Source organism: Rickettsia endosymbiont of Oedothorax gibbosus (assembly GCF_936269705.1).
In the GTDB taxonomy this organism is placed as follows: Bacteria; Pseudomonadota; Alphaproteobacteria; order Rickettsiales; family Rickettsiaceae; genus Tisiphia.
In genome coordinates, this window is the sequence record NZ_OW370493.1 from 2,429,318 (window position 1) to 2,449,091 (window position 19,774).

Consider the following 19,774-nt stretch of genomic DNA (forward strand, 5'->3'; position numbering starts at 1 on the left):
TATCTATTACTATTTCATCTATATCTTATCCCGAACTGACGTAAGTAGATAGTATTAATCAAGGAATAAGAGAATTATTAAAAGCAAGTGTATTACTAACGGGTAAAGAATATCGTCGCTCTATTCTAGGCTCAAAATCAGATAAGCAATATGAAGATTATATGGTAGGAGATCGTATTTTATTTAAGGCTACTGACAAAGAGTTACAAATAGAAAATGGTGAATTTGCTACTCTAGTTTCAGTAAGTAACAATAAGTTTGTTGCTAAAACAGATCAAGGTAGAGAAATAGCATTTAATCCAGAAGGGATAAGTTTTAAACACGGCTATGCTTCTACAGTCTATAAAGCTCAAGGAGCATCAATTAAAGATGTATATGTCTTACATAATCTAGCTGGTAATGTTCGGAACTCTTATGTTGAGATGACCAGGCATGTAGAACAAGTCAAGCTGTACTGTAATAGGCAGGCTACAAGAAATATGGCAAGTTTAATATCACAACTTGCTAGGATAGATAATAGGCTAGCAAGTATGCATTTTAAAACTTTAGAAGATTTAAATAAAATGAATGAAGATAAAAATCCTACTATCATCAATAAAGTAGGTGATTGGTTTAAATATGTAGCCAATGACATAGAGGATAGATTGCATAATAATAAGCAATATTATCAACAGACAGTAAAAGCAGAGTCACTTGTTAAAGTAGTAGAAGTTTTGCAGCAGACTAGCGTAAATCTTGCTCAAAATAATCAACTGCAAGAAGGGTTAAACAACTCTTGTCAAATGTTAACTAATAGTAATAAACAAGAACCAAAAATAAATACTAAGTTACAAGAAGATATTATGACAAATTATGCTTCTACTCAGGATAATATAAAAAATAAAAATATGACAAATAACATTAATTATGATTTTATTAACAAGCAAGAGAGTCTAAAGTTAAAGCAATTACTATCTTTCAAAGCTGAAGACATAGCACATAGTCTTCTTGGCAGACCAAATGAGCTTTTATCCAATAATTATATATTACGCTGGGAAAAAGATGGTAAAATAGCAATGAAGATTAAAGGAGGTAAGGCTGGAATATGGTACGATTTTAGTAAAGGTGAAGGTGGAGACTTATTTACCTTAGTACAAAGAGAAAGAAAATGTAACTTTGTTGAAGCCAAGAAATATTTACAAGAAATGGTTGGTATGCCAACTGTCTATAAACAAGACCTACTAGTAGATTTGGTAGTAGATAAGTCTTACAGGCAAGATAAAACCCAGAATCAACAGTAACAAGATAAAGAAGCAGCTAAGATAAAACGAGCGGAAGGATTATATGAAAAATCAAGCTCAATACTACATTCTACTAATAATAATGTAGCTAGACAATATTTAAGTAAGCACCGTGGAATTAAGGCAGTATTAGAGAAATTTAAGCTCAGTAGGGATATAAGAACTAACATGATGTGGGATAATGGCAGCAAACAATATTATCCAGCCTTAATTGCCTTCGCACGAGATCAAGAAGGTAGAATCACTGGTGGACAATCGATCTATTTAAACCAAGAAACAGGTGCTAAAGCTGATATTGCCGTTAATAAACGTTCATTTGGTAAAATTAGTGGTTGTTTTGTAGAAATTCAACAAGATAATCAACAAGGGAATAAGTCAAGGAGTAACATAACAATTATAGCAGAAGGAGTAGAAACAGCTTTAAGTTTGCAGGAAGCAGGTATTAAAGGTAAAATCATCTGTAGTTTAGGTATAAGTAATATTAAGAATTATCAACCTACAAAAGGAGAGAAGATAATCATTGCGGCAGATAATGATGGACAAAGTGCCGTATCAGTTAGTAGTGTCATTAAAGCTAAAGAACAATTAACAGCTAAGGGTGCAGTAGTATCAGTAATAATGCCGCAAGATATGGGGGATTTTAATGATATGCTCAAAGCTCAAGGAGCAGAATCTATTAAAAAGTTTATAGAACCTGAAATAGCAAAATTAATATCAAATGAAACACTAAACGAAAAAACAACTAAATTTACTGAGTCATTAAAACCAGTTAATAATGCTGACAATAATAAATCACAAATCAAATCTATAGAACTAGAACTTGGGAAATCAGCAAATCACGATATATTACAGAAGTTTCAATGGCAAATAAAATCATTGGAAAGATTTACTACTAAGGAGAACATAAATACAGCCTTGCAAATATATAAGGAAAAAGGCATAGAGTCTTTTATTCTCTATAGCAAGAATAGTTGTTCTAAAGCTATTGAGCAGAAAATAACAAAAGATTTGCAAATAATGAAAAATAAGTTTGCTCCTAATTATAATTTAGGTAATGTTAGATTCTGCGATATAGTAATAAATGATTTTAGAGGTAAAAGCTACGCCGTACCAGAAGATTACTTAGTTGCCATAGGCAAAGATAAACAAGTGATGCAATATATTAATCCACAATCAGTAATAGGTAAGGAAATAAAAAATGAATTACAAAATGCAGCAGAGACTCAGAAAAACCAGGGAATAATAGTTAAAGCTACTATATAGGTTATATTAAAAATAATAATAATTAACTAATCAAGAATATGTCAACTCAACTAAAACATGATGCATTATTTAAAAAGATAATGGTCAATCAAATAGCAGCTCAAGAATTTTTGGAGCATTATTTACCAGAAGAGGTTAAGGAAATAGTTGATTTAACCAAAATAACAATAGAGAAAGAATCATTTGTTGAGGATGACCTAAAAAGAGCTCTTAGTGATTTAGTCTATTCTGTTAAGACTAAAGATAATGAGCAAGCCTTTGTGTATGTGTTGATTGAGGCGGAGATAAGACCAAAATATTGGATGGCACTCAAATTATGGAAATATATGTTGCTATTAGCTGAAAGACATAAAAAAGGTAGAAATAAAATACCGTTGATAGTACCAATGGTGTTTTATCATGGTACTAGAAGATTTAATGTGCCAAAGAATTTGTTTGAATTATTTAGCGATCCCAAACTTGCAAAGCAATTGATGTGTGAGGATTATAAGCTAATAGATTTACAATCAATGTCTGATGATGAGATAAAGCAGAAGCAACATTTTGGCATGTTAGAATATATGATGAAATATGTACAGCAGCGAGATATATTGAAGGTGTGGGATGAACTTTTAACAAATTTTAAATCCTATATTAGTATAGATAAGTCAACAGGCTATATTTACATAAGATCGTTTTTATGGTATAGTGAGGCTAAGATAGAAGAAGGTAAGCAACAAGAGCTAGAAAGGCTAATAGCGAGTCATTTAACTGCAACAGAAGAGGGGAATATTATGAGAACTATTGCTGAGAAATATATTGATGAGGGTATAGAAAAAGGTATAGTCCAAGGCATCCAGGTCGGTAAAGCTGAAGGTAAAGCTGAAGGTAAAGCTGAAGGTAAAGCTGAAGAGAGAGTTGAAATAGCAAAGAAAATGTTAGCTCAGGGCTCTGATGTTGCTTTTATTTCTGCTGTAACTGGTCTTAGCAAATCTTTTATTCATTCTCTTACTCAGAAAAAATAAACCCAAATTAGCTGTTTAGAGAGGGGTTATAGTGTAATCAATGGCATTCGGTTAAGAAAATCCAGCTTGGAGGTCATGAGTTATTGTGCTTAGTTTCTAAAAATGGGTACTATTATTGCTTGCCTTATTAAAAAATATGATAAAACATGTAGGAACTCTCTTCTCTATAACCTAAAATTAATAAGGTTAGTTCTTAATTTAAGAGGGATAACAGCTTAACCGAATGCCATTGATAGTGAGTCAATCATTTAATTTGTGTAAGTTCATTTTTTATTTTCCAATAAATCATATTTAAAATCTCCACAAAGTATTTCAAATTGATTTAAAGCTAAAGACCAATCTTTAATAGGCATGGTCCATTTTTTGGCTGCATTTTGTAGGGATAAAAATATTATTTTTTGAATTGACTTATCATCTGGAAACACCCCCTTATTTTTGATAATTTTTCTAATTTGACGATTTACAGATTCTATAGTGTTAGTAGTATAAATTACCTTTCTGTTCTCTTCAGGAAAGGCAAAAAACGGTATTATCCCAGACCAATTACGTTGCCAAATATCAGAAATTACCAGATATTTTTTATCCCATTTTACACCAAATTGCTGAAGTTTTAAACGTGCCATTTCGTCATTATTAGCTGTATAAATTTGTTTTAGATCTGATGTGACCTCTTTTAAATCTTTATATGACACATACTTTACTGAATTGCGAACCATATGTACAATACATAATTGTACTATAGTACTCGGGAATACACTGCTTATAGCTTCTGGAAAGCCCTTTAAACCATCCACACAAGCAACATAAATTTGTTCAATTCCTCGATTCTTTAACTCAGTAACTACTTGCATCCAAAATTTAGCACCTTCATTTTTGCCTATCCAAATGCCAAGTAACTCCTTTTTCCCTTCTATATTTACTATAATGGTTCCAATATTTTGGACAGAAAAATAAGAAAAATGAGATAGAATTCTTTAGCAAACAAGGAGAGCTAGAGATGAAAAAACAAGTAAGGCAATATAGTGCTGAGGAGAAAGCCAAAATTGTCATAGAAGCAATTAAGGGAGAGCTAACAATAGCCCAGATAACCAGTAAGTATGGTGTTCATGCAACACAGATAAGTAACTGGAAAAAACAAGGTCTTGAGTTGTTAGTACAAGGTTTTAAGAATAAAACACAGAGTGCTGATCCAAATCAGCAGGGGTTAATCAAGAATCTATATGAGCAAATTGGTCAGTTAAGCGTTGAGTGTGACTGGCTCAAAAAAAAATCTGCATTGTTTGGAATTAAAGGTTAGGTGTAATATGATAGAGCCTAATCATAATAAGTTAACAATTGTACAACAGTGTAAGTTATTGGATATTAGCAGGTCAACCTATTACTATCAACCTACTGGTATTAGTGAACAAGATATCAAGATTATGGCAATAATTGATGAGACCTATACTATGCATCCATATTATGGTATGCGGCGGATGGCTAAATATTTACAAGCCCAAGGTTTTTCGGTAGGTCGTAAAGCTGTTAGACGTTACTACAAGATAATGGGTCTTGAAGCTGTTTATCCTAAAATAAATTTAAGCAAGAGGAATCAAGCGCATAAAATATATCCTTATTTACTAAAAGGATTAGAAATAGTATTGCCAAACCAGGTTTGGAGTGCAGATATAACGTATATAAGACTGAGCCAAGGGTTCGTATATTTAGTAGCTATTATTGACTGGTATAGTCGTTATATTCTAAGTTGGCGAATCTCCATTAGTTTGGAAAGTGAATTTTGTGTAACAGCCCTTGAAGACGCTATAGAAAAATATGGTATGCCAAAAATATTTAATACTGATCAAGGAGTACAATTTACCTCGGAGAATTTTATTAGTATGCTAAAGCTACATAATATCTTGATTAGTATGGATGGTAAGGGACGAGCCTTAGATAATATTTTTATTGAACGTTTTTGGCGATCATTAAAACAGGAAAAAATTTATCGGATTATTTTAACAACAGTAAAGGAGGCAAAGACAGCAATTAACGAATATATGGACTTTTATAATAGACAAAGGATGCATCAAGCTTTGGATTATAAAACTCCAGAATGTGTATATTTTGAAAAAAATATTGTATAAAAACAACAATTTAATTTGGCTCTGTACAAATAAGTGTGTAAATTTTTCAAAGGTTATATAAAAATATAATATAACAAAAGGAGAAATTATAATGCGTCACAAACAAAATGAAGCAATGAATCAAGCAATAGATTTATTAATAAATAATGATACAGATATATCAACTTTATTTAAAGAGGATGGTTTATTAAAACAATTAACCAAAAGGCTTGTAGAGAAGGCATTGCAGTCAGAGATGAATAATCACTTAGGATATGATAAATATTGTCATACTGATAGCAATAATGTTCGTAATGGTAGTAAAGTAAAGAATCTAGTAACAAATAATGGAGTTGTAGAGATTGAGGTTCCAAGGGATAGAAGTAGTACATTTGAACCTGCATTAATTCCGAAGCGTCAAAGACGTATTGAAGGATTTGATGATAAAATAATATCGTTATACGCTAAAGGAATGAGCTTATCTGATATTAAGATTCAAATGCAAGAATTGTATGGAGCTGACGTTAGCGAAAGTTTGATAAGTCAAATTACTGATGATGTAATTGAGGATGTCAAGATATGGCAAAGCCGACCATTGGATCGAGTATATGCTATAGTATTTTTTGACTGTTTAGTAGTAAAAGTACGTCAAGATAAACGAATTATCAATAAGTCTGTATATGTAGCATTAGGTATTGATTTATCTGGAAGGAAGGATATTTTAGGATTGTGGAACAGTGAAAATGAAGGAGCTAAATTTTGGCTTGGTAATTTTACTGAGATGAAGAACAGAGGTATGCAAGACATGCTTATTGCTTGCAGTGATAATTTAACCGGTATGTCTGAGGCAATAGAAGCAGTTTTTCCGAAAACCGAACATCAATTATGTATTGTACATCAGATTAGAAATAGTTTAAAATATGTATCATATAAAGACCGAAAAGAATTAGCGGCTGATTTAAAGCCTATATATACTGCTAGCACAGAGGAAGAAGCACATCTTGCTTTAGAATCTTTTGAAGCTAAATGGAGTAAACAGTATCCACAAATTGCTAAATCTTGGTATGTTCATTGGGAAAATTTAATGGTTTTTCTAGAATACCCTGAGGCGATAAGGAAAGTAATATACACAACTAATAGTATAGAATCTGTCAATAGCCAATTACGTAAGGTTACTAAGAATAAAAGGGTTTTTCCAAATGATAATGCCGTTTTTAAGACCTTATATTTGGCAATTGATTATATGACCAAGAAATGGGTTATGCCGATTCCGAACTGGAACGCAGCTATGGCTCACTTTTTGATAAAATTTGAAGGTAGAATTTAAGCCCTATGAAAAATTTACACACTTAATTAGAAAGGCTCTACAATTTAATTTTTTGAGTCTGTCCTATAGTTTGTGTAAGTTGCAAAGAAAGCAGTAAGAGATTACTGTAAAAAAAGTAACTTAAGCAAGCAAGGAGGAATTATGGCTAAAAAATTAGATACAGATAAAGATACATTAAACATCAGTAATCAGCTAGTAGAAGAATTATTATCAAAAGCAGATCCATCGGAGTTATTTGGTCGAGATGGTTTATTTCAACAGCTAAAGAAGCAAATAGTTGAGAAAATATTAGCAAGTGAGTTGGATCATGAATTAGGATATTCAAAACATAGCAAGATGCCAAAAGTAGATAATAATCGTCGTAATGGTAGCTATGAGAAGACAGTAATTGATGGGGATGGTCGTAAGCTGACAGTAGAAGTACCAAGAGATCGGGAAGGAGAGTATAATCCTCAATTAATACCAAAAGGGCTGAGGAGATTTAATGGATTTGATGAGAAAGTGATATCCCTTTATGGTCGCGGTATGACAGTCAGCGAGATCCGAGGGCATTTAGAAGAAATATATCAAACTGATGTATCTGGTGACTTGATATCCACCATAACAGATGGGGTAATAGAAGAAGTAACTAGGTGGCAAAATCGTTGTTTAGATAGGGTGTATCCAATATTATACTTGGACTGTATCTATGTAAAATCTAGAGACAATCACATAGTAATAAATAAAGCAGTATATTTAGCACTTGCTGTAAATATAGAAGGGAAAAAGGAGTTACTTGGCATTTGGATAGGCAAAAATGAAGGTGCTAAATTTTGGATGCAAGTAGTTACTGAGTTAAAGAATCGAGGAATTGAACAAATTTATGTTGCTTGTGTGGGGTTTAAAGGGCTTTCCAGAAGCTATAAGCAGTGTATTCCCGAGTACTATAGTACAATTATGTATTGTACATATGGTTCGCAATTCAGTAAAGTATGTGTCATATAAAGATTTAAAAGAGGTCACATCAGATCTAAAACAAATTTATACAGCTAATAATGACGAAATGGCACGTTTAAAACTTCAGCAATTTGGTGTAAAATGGGATAAAAAATATCCGGTAATTTCTGATATTTGGCAACGTAATTGGTCTGGGATAATACCGTTTTTTGCCTTTCCTGAAGAGAACAGAAAGGTAATTTATACTACTAACACTATAGAATCTGTAAATCGTCAAATTAGAAAAATTATCAAAAATAAGGGGGTGTTTCCAGATGATAAGTCAATTCAAAAAATAATATTTTTATCCCTACAAAATGCAGCCAAAAAATGGACCATGCCTATTAAAGATTGGTCTTTAGCTTTAAATCAATTTGAAATACTTTGTGGAGATTTTAAATATGATTTATTGGAAAATAAAAAATGAACTTTGTGAGTAGACCTAACCAATTGCTTGGTTAAGCCCCTCCTCAGAACCGGACATGCAGAGCTACCGCATCCGGCTCCCGAAAGGTAAGATAGGCTTGTACCCTATTTTTTTTTGTTGGTTTTAGAACATTGAAATGGTCTTCCACTTATTTGGAAAGTCGACCCTTTTGAGTATTTCAGCTAATCTTTGCCAATTCATCTTACGCTTCCCACCCATTCTATTAAACCACCCATATATTGCTCGCCTAGTTTGGTGAATAAATGAACTTACTCGTCTTTGATTATCTGATATACCATGATAATTGATCCACCCCTTTGTAGCTCTAATGACTTGCAATAATATCTGTTCTTTGCCCCTCTCATTAAGGTGACTTCGTAGATATTCTCTTAGCCCTTTAAGCTTCTCGGTAAATCGATCTTTCCTTGTGGTATATTTTAATCTCCATATGTTACCAAACCTTGATTTACCCCAATAGCAAGTAAAGCCAAGAAAATTATAACTCTTGATCTTCTTACCTTGCTTAGCTAAGTCCTCAGCATGGTATCTACCGGACTGAATCATCTGCGATTTAGCTTCATTGATGTTCAAGCCATACTTGTTTAATCTTTTGGGCAAAACCTCATAAAACTTCCTCGCGTCTTCTTCATTCTCAAAGACGAACACCATATCGTCACAATACCTCACCATTCCAGTTTGCCCTCTTATGTTTTCCTTGCTGATTTTAGCAAACCAACAGTCAATAACATAATGTAGGAAGACATTTGCCAAAATTGGTGATGTTTTAGACCCTTGGCGGCATCCTTCCTTGTTAGTAACTGTAATGCCGTTTTCTATAATTGGTGTTTCCATCAGTTTCATAACTAGTCTTAGGAATCTTTTGTCAGATATTCTCTTTCTTAGGAATCCCATCAACTCAGAATGTTTGATTGAATTGAAGCACTTAGTTATATCAATTTCAACTACAGCTCCTTTATTGAAGTTATACGTAAGTCTATTCAACTCCTTAAGTGCATCATGGGCGTTTAATTTAGGTCGAAACCCGTAAGAACATTTTAAGAATATTGGCTCGAACACTGAGTTTAATATCTTGCTTACTGCCGACTCGATTATCTTGTCTTCAAAGCATGATATTACCAAAGGTCTTTTGCCTCCATCTTCTTTTGGAATCAATGTAATTCGTGCAGGTTTAGCTTGATATTGCCCCTTGCGAATTTTAGTAAGGAGCGAGAGCAAATTTGCTTCCAACTTCTTACCATAAACCGCTTTGGTTATACCATCTATTCCTACAGCTTTCTTGCTATCAAGTTCCTTATATTGTTCTTCTAACATCTTTAAATCAATAATATGTCCAAGATTATTAAACTTTATGTCTTGATTTTGTGATGATAGCAACTTTATACGCTCAAGTTTCGTTGACCATGTATTTCCGTCTATGCTGTGTACGGTCATTGTTTCCCTCTTACGTTCTTACCTTTCTGTCAGCCCTTCGCTCCACTCCCATTACGAAGCTTCATCACTACTACAACTGACTCAGCCATCCTTAACACCATCTCCAAAGCCTTATGTTTCGGCACTTGTACTTTGAATACTTACTTAACTCAGTAAGAGTTATAAGGACTTCTCAAGTTGTGTCATTAATCTCTACAAACTCGCTGACGCCTGAGACCCCGATGGTTGAAAACTTTCGGATTTTCGCTAGTTTGACCTCTAGTTTTCTCTTGTCTACTGCGTTGTGTAGCACATCGACTTCCACTACCAATATCATTTCAGGGCTATCACGTTCACCATTTGGTTTCGGCTCGGATGTTTCGCTGTCTACGCTTTACTACTGTCGTTACCTTCAGCAGCACAAGACTCGCTATATGGTGGAGCTAGCTACTCCTTCCATAACAGGACTTTCACCCGTAAGATTAATGCACCTTATCTTGACGCACACACAAATTAAATGATTGACTCAGAATTCAAGAAAATACATACAAATCTTTAACAGAAAAATATATTATTCGTCTTAAAGTTGAGTGGATCACAATGCTAAAATTTCTCTATGTATCTATAATGTCATATTTGCAATTGCTGGGCTGTAAGCTGCATTACGTTCTGGCTTTTCCATTCACAGAATTGCAAAAAGTAGCAAGTTGTGCCGAATGGCGGAGAGAGAGGGATTCGAACCCTCGATACGGTTACCCGTATAACGGTTTAGCAAACCGTCGCCTTCAGCCTCTCGGCCACCTCTCCAAGTCATGTGACTATAGCATTAAATTGTTTGTATTTCTATAATTATTTTATTCTCAAATAATATTACTACAAACTTATGCCAATTGATAGACCACTCTCACCAGATGCTTACCTAAAACCCAGCGATTCCAAATATGTCATAGAAGGAAGGTAAGTAAAAGGATATGGAATAAGTTTTTCGTAGAGGAATAGTTAAAAAAGTAGTCAAAGTTGGATAAATTATCTAAGATAATATCAATATAATATTGGTATCAAGTTATGCATTCAAAGAAACATTTAAGTTTTAGTGCAATCAGAAGTATGATTGCAGATAGATTTGCTGGTATAGAAGATAGAAGGGGTGTAAATAGTAGTAATAGTATAGCAGATATTATGTTATCTGGTTTGGCGTGTATGTATTTTCAATCAGTATCTTTGCTAGAATTTCAAAGGCGTATGGAAAGGAAGGAACAACGTAATAATCTGCGTAGCATGTTTACAGTACAATCGCTTCCTAGCGACCAGGGGATGAGGAACGTAATAGACCAAGTAGATAGTGACGTAACGTTTAGACCTATTTTCAAAGAATTATTTAGTAAATTACAACGAGGGAAGCATCTAGAACAATATCAAATATTTCCTGGTAAATACTTATTAAATGTTGATGGTACACAATATTACAGCTCTGATAAAGTGAGTTGTAAACGTTGCCTAATTAGAGGGCATAAAAATAACCAATATCATTGTCATCAAGTATTACAAGGGGCTATTGTAAAATTTGGGTTACGACAAGTAATACCAGTAATGCCTGAGGAAATTCGTGTACAAGATGGTGATGAGAAAGAGGATTGTGAGACGAATGCTTTCAAGAGATTTTTGACAAGATTTAGAAAGGATCATGATAAATTAGGGATAATAATCAATGCCGATGCCTTATATGCAACAACTCCAGTGATAGAAACAATTCGTGATCATAAAGCTAATTATATTTTTAAAGTAAAACCCAATAATCATAAGACATTAATGGATAATGTTCAATCTGTAGATAAATCAAAGATAGAGACATTGAGCCTTAGAAGGAACAAATTGATAATTGAATGGGTTAATGATGTTGAATTATTTACTAGCACTAAGGTAAGAACAAATTATATAGCGGCATGGGAGCTAGTGCCGCAGAAAGATGGTAGTAACAAAAGTCAGTATTATGGTAAATGGATTACTGATCTAGAAATCACCTCAGATAATGCTAAAACAATAATAGACGGAGCAAGAGCACGTTGGAAAATAGAGAACGAATGCTTTAATAGCTTAAAGAATCATGGTTATAATATAGAACATAATTACGGTCATGGTTCTGAGAATCTATGTTATAATTTCTACAATTTTACTTTGTTAGCATTTACTATTCATCAAATACACCAATTAGTTGATAAATTATTTCAAGAAATGAGGGAGCAATTTGGTAGATTAGGATCGTTATGGGAACGAATAAGAAGTTTAGTAGACCTTTTTTTCTTTGAATCAATGGAAATGTTATGGGAGATATTAGCTATAGTACCCTACAATTTTGAGAAGATGAAGAAGAATGGTTGATTTAGAGTGGTGTGAAGTAGTATAAGGTAGGTATTTTTATAACAAAATGCATAATATAATACTTCAAGAATTGATTTTATATATAGACGGAAATAAATCAAGATTAAAATGTTTGGTTGGTATGGTAATTAGTTTGCTGACGGGCAGCTCAATTTATCAAAAAGGTTTAGCACTTGGTATTTTAGGTGATGCTAAAGCGACGTCAAAAACTCATAGAATTTATCGTTTTTTAAAAGATTTTAATTTTGATTATATGAAGGTTGGCTATTTGCTATTAAGCTTTTTTGCTTCAAAAAATTATGTCGTAGCAATGGATAGGACAAGTTGGAAATTTGGTAAATCCGATATTAATATTTTATTTTTAGTAATGGTAATTGGTAAAATATCGGTGCCAATATTCTGGAAGACTTTGTCGCATGGTGGTGGGTGTTCTGCAGAATTTATGAAGGAATTTTTACAGAAATTTATTAATAATTTTGGCGTTGAAAGAATAAAATATTTGCTTGCTGATAGAGAATTTATGAATAAAGAATGGTTAGACTTTCTGATAAATAACCATCTAAAGTTTGTTATTCCATTAAAAATGGATCATAAAATTCGTCTTACAAAAGGTTTAAGAACTTTAACCATTGAAAGAATATTTAGTGATGTTAAAGCCTTAGAGTATAGGGCTTGTAGTGGTATATTATGGAATAGAAAGGTTAATTTTACCGCATATAGAAATGATAAGAGCGAGCTGATGGTTCTGGTGTCTTCAATTGAAATAGAGCAAGATATTTTTGCTTTATATAAATTTCGTTGGAGTGTTGAACGACTATTTTTGCACCTAAAAAGCGGTGGTTTTGATATTGAAAAAAGTCACATTGTAAAATTGGATAGATTTGAAAAATTATTAGTGATAACTGCTATTGCTTCAGCTTTAATAGTCAAAAATGGAATAATACGAGTCTGTCCTATAGTTTGTGTAAGTTGCAAAGAAAGCAGTAAGAGATTACTGTAAAAAAAGTAACTTAAGCAAGCAAGGAGGAATTATGGCTAAAAAATTAGATACAGATAAAGATACATTAAACATCAGTAATCAGCTAGTAGAAGAATTATTATCAAAAGCAGATCCATCGGAGTTATTTGGTCGAGATGGTTTATTTCAACAGCTAAAGAAGCAAATAGTTGAGAAAATATTAGCAAGTGAGTTGGATCATGAATTAGGATATTCAAAACATAGCAAGATGGCAAAAGTAGATAATAATCGTCGTAATGGTAGCTATGAGAAGACAGTAATTGATGGGGATGGTCGTAAGCTGACAGTAGAAGTACCAAGAGATCGGGAAGGAGAGTATAATCCTCAATTAATACCAAAAGGGCTGAGGAGATTTAATGGATTTGATGAGAAAGTGATATCCCTTTATGGTCGCGGTATGACAGTCAGCGAGATCCGAGGGCATTTAGAAGAAATATATCAAACTGATGTATCTGGTGACTTGATATCCACCATAACAGATGGGGTAATAGAAGAAGTAACTAGGTGGCAAAATCGTTGTTTAGATAGGGTGTATCCAATATCACGTCAATTCGGGATAAGGATATTGTGAACATGTAGATTAAAATCAAATTTTGTTGAAGGTTTATTTTTCTTTAATGAGTAAGCAACAAGAGTAGATAATATATGGACAAAGGCATTTATTGGTGATCTATGTCTAGTATGTTCAAGGTTCATTTTATTTTTTAGATAATCAAAAACTGTTTCAATTAAGTTACGCTTTCGAAGTAAGATTTTTTCTTTCAAATCCATTAATTTATTTTCCATATTCTTCTTAATTCCATGAATCATTTTTAAGCCTCTTTCATATAAATTTAAGAACAAATTTTGCTTAATATAACCTTTATCAGCTGCTATAATTCCAGTTAATCTTTTTGTTAACTCCGGTACTGGAACCCTATCATCTACATTGCCTTTGGTCACTTTTAATGCCATAAACTCCCCTTTATTATTGATTATTACATGTAATTTAAAACCATAAAAATACCCCATAGAGGATTTACTATGTTTGGCTAATCCTTTAAAAACTTTATTGCTATAACGCCTTTTATTGTGACAAGCTTTAATCGTTGTAGAGTCAATAAAATAAATACCTGTTTCCTCACCAAACAACAAATGAATCAACATATTTAGCGGTATGAATAATCGTGCCATTAATTCAACAAATCTATTATAACTCAAGGCTTTGGGAAAATCATCCTTATGCATGCACTCTATATAACTTTTATAGAAAAATTTAAAATTCTTAGCATAGGATGTATGAAACATAATTATTATTGTTAACATTTCACTTAGACTCATGCTACAACAGCGATTTCTTTGCTTATTTGATGGTAATAACTTTCTCTGTTCATACTCCAAATAAATTTTACAAAAATCATCTATAAAACTATATAATTCTGTGATATCTTTTTTCATGCCTGTAGTTTGTTTTTTTGTTTAAAAATATAAATACTGCAGGCACTCCTTTTTGACAATCCTTTTATCTATTACTATTTCATCTATATCTTATCCCGAACTGACGTAAACTGATGTATCTGGTGACTTGATATCCACCATAACAGATGGGGTAATAGAAGAAGTAACTAGGTGGCAAAATCGTTGTTTAGATAGGGTGTATCCAATATTATACTTGGACTGTATCTATGTAAAATCTAGAGACAATCACATAGTAATAAATAAAGCAGTATATTTAGCACTTGCTGTAAATATAGAAGGGAAAAAGGAGTTACTTGGCATTTGGATAGGCAAAAATGAAGGTGCTAAATTTTGGATGCAAGTAGTTACTGAGTTAAAGAATCGAGGAATTGAACAAATTTATGTTGCTTGTGTGGGGTTTAAAGGGCTTTCCAGAAGCTATAAGCAGTGTATTCCCGAGTACTATAGTACAATTATGTATTGTACATATGGTTCGCAATTCAGTAAAGTATGTGTCATATAAAGATTTAAAAGAGGTCACATCAGATCTAAAACAAATTTATACAGCTAATAATGACGAAATGGCACGTTTAAAACTTCAGCAATTTGGTGTAAAATGGGATAAAAAATATCCGGTAATTTCTGATATTTGGCAACGTAATTGGTCTGGGATAATACCGTTTTTTGCCTTTCCTGAAGAGATCAGAAAGGTAATTTATACTACTAACACTATAGAATCTGTAAATCGTCAAATTAGAAAAATTATCAAAAATAAGGGGGTGTTTCCAGATGATAAGTCAATTCAAAAAATAATATTTTTATCCCTACAAAATGCAGCCAAAAAATGGACCATGCCTATTAAAGATTGGTCTTTAGCTTTAAATCAATTTGAAATACTTTGTGGAGATTTTAAGGCTCTGTACAAATAAGTGTGTAAATTTTTCAAAGGTTATATAAAAATATAATATAACAAAAGGAGAAATTATAATGCGTCACAAACAAAATGAAGCAATGAATCAAGCAATAGATTTATTAATAAATAATGATACAGATATATCAACTTTATTTAAAGAGGATGGTTTATTAAAACAATTAACCAAAAGGCTTGTAGAGAAGGCATTGCAGTCAGAGATGAATAATCACTTAGGATATGATAAATATTGTCATACTGATAGCAATAATGTTCGTAATGGTAGTAAAGTAAAGAATCTAGTAATACCAATTGCAATAATTAACACGGTGTGTTTATCCAGTCTCTATACATAATTGATTTTACTAAATCTACATTATGAGCAAATTGATTCCAAGCGTAACAAGCCATAGTGACGATATCTTCATATACACCATAACATTGGTTAGACAAGAAATGATTTTTGATCCATTCCCAAACTTGTTCCATTGCATTAAGTTCCGGTGCATAGGGCGGAAGCGGTATCAAAGTGATATTGCTTGGCACAGTTAGTTTTTTGGCTGTGTGCCAACCTGCATTATCCGTTAGTAAAGCTATATGTCGGTTGCCTTGAATACTGCGAGAAAGCTCTTCTAAGAATTTATTCATTGCCTGTGTGTTTGCATATGGTAAAATTAATGCAAAAGCTTCTCCTGTATCATGGCAAGCAGCTCCATAAATATATGTTGAAATGAATTGCTGTTGCCGAACTTTACGGGGTCTAGTGCCACGCTTAGCCCATATACGAGTTAAGCTACCTTGTTGCCCAACTCGAGTTTCATCCTGAGACCATATATCAACTTTACATCTATCGATATTTTTTGGTAATAATTTTGTTAACATGTCTGGGAAGTTTTTTTATATGTATTTTGAGTCTCTTGATTTGACTTTGGATGCATTGAACGAGAAGTAATCCAGCTAAAACCAAGGCGGTGCATAGTATTGTAGACTGTTTTTAAAGCGCATTTAGCACCATATTCCTCAAGTAACATGATATGTAGCTCCTTTCCAGTTATATACCCACCAGTTTTACTTTCACTGAGCGTATTGATTTTATCAAAAAGAGCAGACTCTTGTATAGTGTTAATCTTCCTAGGGGCACCGCTTCTTTGTGATTCAAATAATCCTTCAAAACCATGATTCCTAAATCTTCTGAGCCATGATTGCACAGTTTTCCAGTGTGACTTCACTATTTCAGATATGGCTTTTAAAGATTTGCCTAATTGAAGGTGATACATCGCCAATAAACGTATACGATTTCGACCATGCGGCTCATGTTTCATCATTTTTATAAAATCATGACCATGAAAACCTTGTGGTAATATTAACCTAGCCATTTGAGTACCTTTATCAGTTAAAAACCCATTTTACACCACTGTGTTAATTATTGCAATTGGTATAACAAATAATGGAGTTGTAGAGATTGAGGTTCCAAGGGATAGAAGTAGTACATTTGAACCTGCATTAATTCCGAAGCGTCAAAGACGTATTGAAGGATTTGATGATAAAATAATATCGTTATACGCTAAAGGAATGAGCTTATCTGATATTAAGATTCAAATGCAAGAATTGTATGGAGCTGACGTTAGCGAAAGTTTGATAAGTCAAATTACTGATGATGTAATTGAGGATGTCAAGATATGGCAAAGCCGACCATTGGATCGAGTATATGCTATAGTATTTTTTGACTGTTTAGTAGTAAAAGTACGTCAAGATAAACGAATTATCAATAAGTCTGTATATGTAGCATTAGGTATTGATTTATCTGGAAGGAAGGATATTTTAGGATTGTGGAACAGTGAAAATGAAGGAGCTAAATTTTGGCTTGGTAATTTTACTGAGATGAAGAACAGAGGTATGCAAGACATGCTTATTGCTTGCAGTGATAATTTAACCGGTATGTCTGAGGCAATAGAAGCAGTTTTTCCGAAAACCGAACATCAATTATGTATTGTACATCAGATTAGAAATAGTTTAAAATATGTATCATATAAAGACCGAAAAGAATTAGCGGCTGATTTAAAGCCTATATATACTGCTAGCACAGAGGAAGAAGCACATCTTGCTTTAGAATCTTTTGAAGCTAAATGGAGTAAACAGTATCCACAAATTGCTAAATCTTGGTATGTTCATTGGGAAAATTTAATGGTTTTTCTAGAATACCCTGAGGCGATAAGGAAAGTAATATACACAACTAATAGTATAGAATCTGTCAATAGCCAATTACGTAAGGTTACTAAGAATAAAAGGGTTTTTCCAAATGATAATGCCGTTTTTAAGACCTTATATTTGGCAATTGATTATATGACCAAGAAATGGGTTATGCCGATTCCGAACTGGAACGCAGCTATGGCTCACTTTTTGATAAAATTTGAAGGTAGAATTTAAGCCCTATGAAAAATTTACACACTTAATTAGAAAGGCTCGATTTTAAATATGATTTATTGGAAAATAAAAAATGAACTTTGTGAGTAGACCTAACCAATTGCTTGGTTAAGCCCCTCCTCAGAACCGGACATGCAGAGCTACCGCATCCGGCTCCCGAAAGGTAAGATAGGCTTGTACCCTATTTTTTTTTGTTGGTTTTAGAACATTGAAATGGTCTTCCACTTATTTGGAAAGTCGACCCTTTTGAGTATTTCAGCTAATCTTTGCCAATTCATCTTACGCTTCCCACCCATTCTATTAAACCACCCATATATTGCTCGCCTAGTTTGGTGAATAAATGAACTTACTCGTCTTTGATTATCTGATATACCATGATAATTGATCCACCCCTTTGTAGCTCTAATGACTTGCAATAATATCTGTTCTTTGCCCCTCTCATTAAGGTGACTTCGTAGATATTCTCTTAGCCCTTTAAGCTTCTCGGTAAATCGATCTTTCCTTGTGGTATATTTTAATCTCCATATGTTACCAAACCTTGATTTACCCCAATAGCAAGTAAAGCCAAGAAAATTATAACTCTTGATCTTCTTACCTTGCTTAGCTAAGTCCTCAGCATGGTATCTACCGGACTGAATCATCTGCGATTTAGCTTCATTGATGTTCAAGCCATACTTGTTTAATCTTTTGGGCAAAACCTCATAAAACTTCCTCGCGTCTTCTTCATTCTCAAAGACGAACACCATATCGTCACAATACCTCACCATTCCAGTTTGCCCTCTTATGTTTTCCTTGCTGATTTTAGCAAACCAACAGTCAATAACATAATGTAGGAAGACATTTGCCAAAATTGGTGATGTTTTAGACCCTTGGCGGCATCCTTCCTTGTTAGTAACTGTAATGCCGTTTTCTATAATTGGTGTTTCCATCAGTTTCATAACTAGTCTTAGGAATCTTTTGTCAGATATTCTCTTTCTTAGGAATCCCATCAACTCAGAATGTTTGATTGAATTGAAGCACTTAGTTATATCAATTTCAACTACAGCTCCTTTATTGAAGTTATACGTAAGTCTATTCAACTCCTTAAGTGCATCATGGGCGTTTAATTTAGGTCGAAACCCGTAAGAACATTTTAAGAATATTGGCTCGAACACTGAGTTTAATATCTTGCTTACTGCCGACTCGATTATCTTGTCTTCAAAGCATGATATTACCAAAGGTCTTTTGCCTCCATCTTCTTTTGGAATCAATGTAATTCGTGCAGGTTTAGCTTGATATTGCCCCTTGCGAATTTTAGTAAGGAGCGAGAGCAAATTTGCTTCCAACTTCTTACCATAAACCGCTTTGGTTATACCATCTATTCCTACAGCTTTCTTGCTATCAAGTTCCTTATATTGTTCTTCTAACATCTTTAAATCAATAATATGTCCAAGATTATTAAACTTTATGTCTTGATTTTGTGATGATAGCAACTTTATACGCTCAAGTTTCGTTGACCATGTATTTCCGTCTATGCTGTGTACGGTCATTGTTTCCCTCTTACGTTCTTACCTTTCTGTCAGCCCTTCGCTCCACTCCCATTACGAAGCTTCATCACTACTACAACTGACTCAGCCATCCTTAACACCATCTCCAAAGCCTTATGTTTCGGCACTTGTACTTTGAATACTTACTTAACTCAGTAAGAGTTATAAGGACTTCTCAAGTTGTGTCATTAATCTCTACAAACTCGCTGACGCCTGAGACCCCGATGGTTGAAAACTTTCGGATTTTCGCTAGTTTGACCTCTAGTTTTCT

The 19,774-nt window shown here is 33.4% G+C and carries 14 protein-coding genes, 1 tRNA gene and 5 pseudogenes; 13 read left to right on the forward strand and 7 right to left on the reverse strand.

From position 1 onward, the window contains the following. The first annotated feature begins 161 nt into the window (after positions 1-161). Genes NBW66_RS15120 through NBW66_RS13355 form a run of 3 tightly spaced genes read left to right on the forward strand, consistent with a single transcriptional unit; the run spans position 162 to position 3,547 of the window. Entirely contained in the window at positions 162-1,280 is a 1,119-nt protein-coding gene (locus NBW66_RS15120; protein ID WP_410525803.1) for a hypothetical protein, read from the forward strand. A gap of 21 nt (positions 1,281-1,301) precedes the next feature. After that, on the forward strand, positions 1,302-2,543 hold the full coding sequence (locus NBW66_RS15125; RefSeq protein ID WP_458693587.1) for a toprim domain-containing protein: 1,242 nt from the start codon (positions 1,302-1,304) through the stop codon (positions 2,541-2,543). Positions 2,544-2,581: 38 nt separating this feature from the next. After that, positions 2,582-3,547, forward strand: a complete 966-nt coding sequence (locus NBW66_RS13355) for an Rpn family recombination-promoting nuclease/putative transposase (RefSeq protein WP_250311272.1) — start codon at positions 2,582-2,584, stop codon at positions 3,545-3,547. 263 nt (positions 3,548-3,810) lie between these two features. Here the strand turns inward: NBW66_RS13355 and NBW66_RS13360 are convergent. Then, positions 3,811-4,467 (reverse strand): annotated as a pseudogene (locus NBW66_RS13360) (IS256 family transposase); the annotation flags it as partial. A 77-nt stretch (positions 4,468-4,544) separates the two neighbouring features. Here NBW66_RS13360 and NBW66_RS13365 point away from each other — a divergent pair. From NBW66_RS13365 to NBW66_RS13380, 4 genes and pseudogenes are all read left to right on the forward strand, one after another. After that, complete coding sequence (locus NBW66_RS13365; RefSeq protein WP_094649795.1) at positions 4,545-4,844, forward strand: transposase; 300 nt, start codon at positions 4,545-4,547, stop codon at positions 4,842-4,844. Between the two features lie 7 nt (positions 4,845-4,851). Next, on the forward strand, positions 4,852-5,670 hold the full coding sequence (locus tag NBW66_RS13370; protein ID WP_250310664.1) for an IS3 family transposase: 819 nt from the start codon (positions 4,852-4,854) through the stop codon (positions 5,668-5,670). 91 nt (positions 5,671-5,761) lie between these two features. Further along, positions 5,762-6,976, forward strand: coding sequence for an IS256 family transposase (locus NBW66_RS13375; protein ID WP_250310568.1), 1,215 nt, complete (start codon positions 5,762-5,764; stop codon positions 6,974-6,976). A gap of 141 nt (positions 6,977-7,117) precedes the next feature. Further along, a pseudogene (locus NBW66_RS13380) lies at positions 7,118-8,378 on the forward strand (IS256 family transposase). A 123-nt stretch (positions 8,379-8,501) separates the two neighbouring features. Here the strand turns inward: NBW66_RS13380 and NBW66_RS13385 are convergent. Beyond that, entirely contained in the window at positions 8,502-9,830 is a 1,329-nt protein-coding gene (locus NBW66_RS13385) for a reverse transcriptase domain-containing protein (protein ID WP_250310618.1), read from the reverse strand. Between the two features lie 696 nt (positions 9,831-10,526). Further along, a tRNA-Ser gene (locus NBW66_RS13390) sits at positions 10,527-10,616 on the reverse strand. 258 nt (positions 10,617-10,874) lie between these two features. On the opposite strand from NBW66_RS13390, the gene NBW66_RS13395 reads away from it, so the two are divergent. The 3 genes from NBW66_RS13395 to NBW66_RS13405 are packed head-to-tail and all read left to right on the forward strand — an operon-like array spanning position 10,875 to position 13,777. Beyond that, entirely contained in the window at positions 10,875-12,188 is a 1,314-nt protein-coding gene (locus NBW66_RS13395; protein ID WP_250311273.1) for a transposase, read from the forward strand. Positions 12,189-12,234: 46 nt separating this feature from the next. Then, positions 12,235-13,188, forward strand: a complete 954-nt coding sequence (locus tag NBW66_RS13400; RefSeq protein ID WP_250311274.1) for a transposase — start codon at positions 12,235-12,237, stop codon at positions 13,186-13,188. Positions 13,189-13,219: 31 nt separating this feature from the next. Continuing rightward, a complete protein-coding gene (locus NBW66_RS13405) occupies positions 13,220-13,777 on the forward strand; it encodes a transposase (RefSeq protein ID WP_250311275.1) in 558 nt (185 codons plus the stop codon). On the opposite strand, the gene NBW66_RS13410 is transcribed toward NBW66_RS13405, so the two are convergent. After that, entirely contained in the window at positions 13,753-14,643 is an 891-nt protein-coding gene (locus tag NBW66_RS13410) for an IS982 family transposase (protein ID WP_250310582.1), read from the reverse strand. The genes NBW66_RS13405 and NBW66_RS13410 overlap by 25 nt on opposite strands. 112 nt (positions 14,644-14,755) lie before the next feature. On the opposite strand from NBW66_RS13410, the pseudogene NBW66_RS13415 reads away from it, so the two are divergent. Both NBW66_RS13415 and NBW66_RS14700 read left to right on the forward strand, forming a co-directional pair. Then, positions 14,756-15,572 (forward strand): annotated as a pseudogene (locus NBW66_RS13415) (IS256 family transposase); the annotation flags it as partial. Between the two features lie 58 nt (positions 15,573-15,630). Further along, a pseudogene (locus tag NBW66_RS14700) lies at positions 15,631-15,876 on the forward strand (transposase); the annotation flags it as partial. On the opposite strand, the gene NBW66_RS13425 reads toward NBW66_RS14700, so the two are convergent. Then, entirely contained in the window at positions 15,875-16,435 is a 561-nt protein-coding gene (locus NBW66_RS13425; RefSeq protein WP_250310543.1) for an IS630 family transposase, read from the reverse strand. The pseudogene NBW66_RS14700 and the gene NBW66_RS13425 overlap by 2 nt on opposite strands. Next, positions 16,429-16,929 carry a helix-turn-helix domain-containing protein gene (locus tag NBW66_RS13430; protein ID WP_250310542.1) on the reverse strand — a complete coding sequence of 167 codons (501 nt, stop codon included), beginning with the start codon at positions 16,927-16,929 and terminating at the stop codon, positions 16,429-16,431. Before NBW66_RS13430 ends, NBW66_RS13425 begins: the two co-directional genes overlap by 7 nt. 61 nt (positions 16,930-16,990) lie before the next feature. On the opposite strand from NBW66_RS13430, the pseudogene NBW66_RS13435 reads away from it, so the two are divergent. Then, positions 16,991-17,980, forward strand: a pseudogene (locus NBW66_RS13435) (IS256 family transposase); the annotation flags it as partial. A gap of 197 nt (positions 17,981-18,177) precedes the next feature. Here NBW66_RS13435 and NBW66_RS13440 read toward each other — a convergent pair. Continuing rightward, positions 18,178-19,506, reverse strand: coding sequence for a reverse transcriptase domain-containing protein (locus tag NBW66_RS13440; RefSeq protein WP_250310618.1), 1,329 nt, complete (start codon positions 19,504-19,506; stop codon positions 18,178-18,180). Positions 19,507-19,774 lie beyond the last annotated feature (268 nt).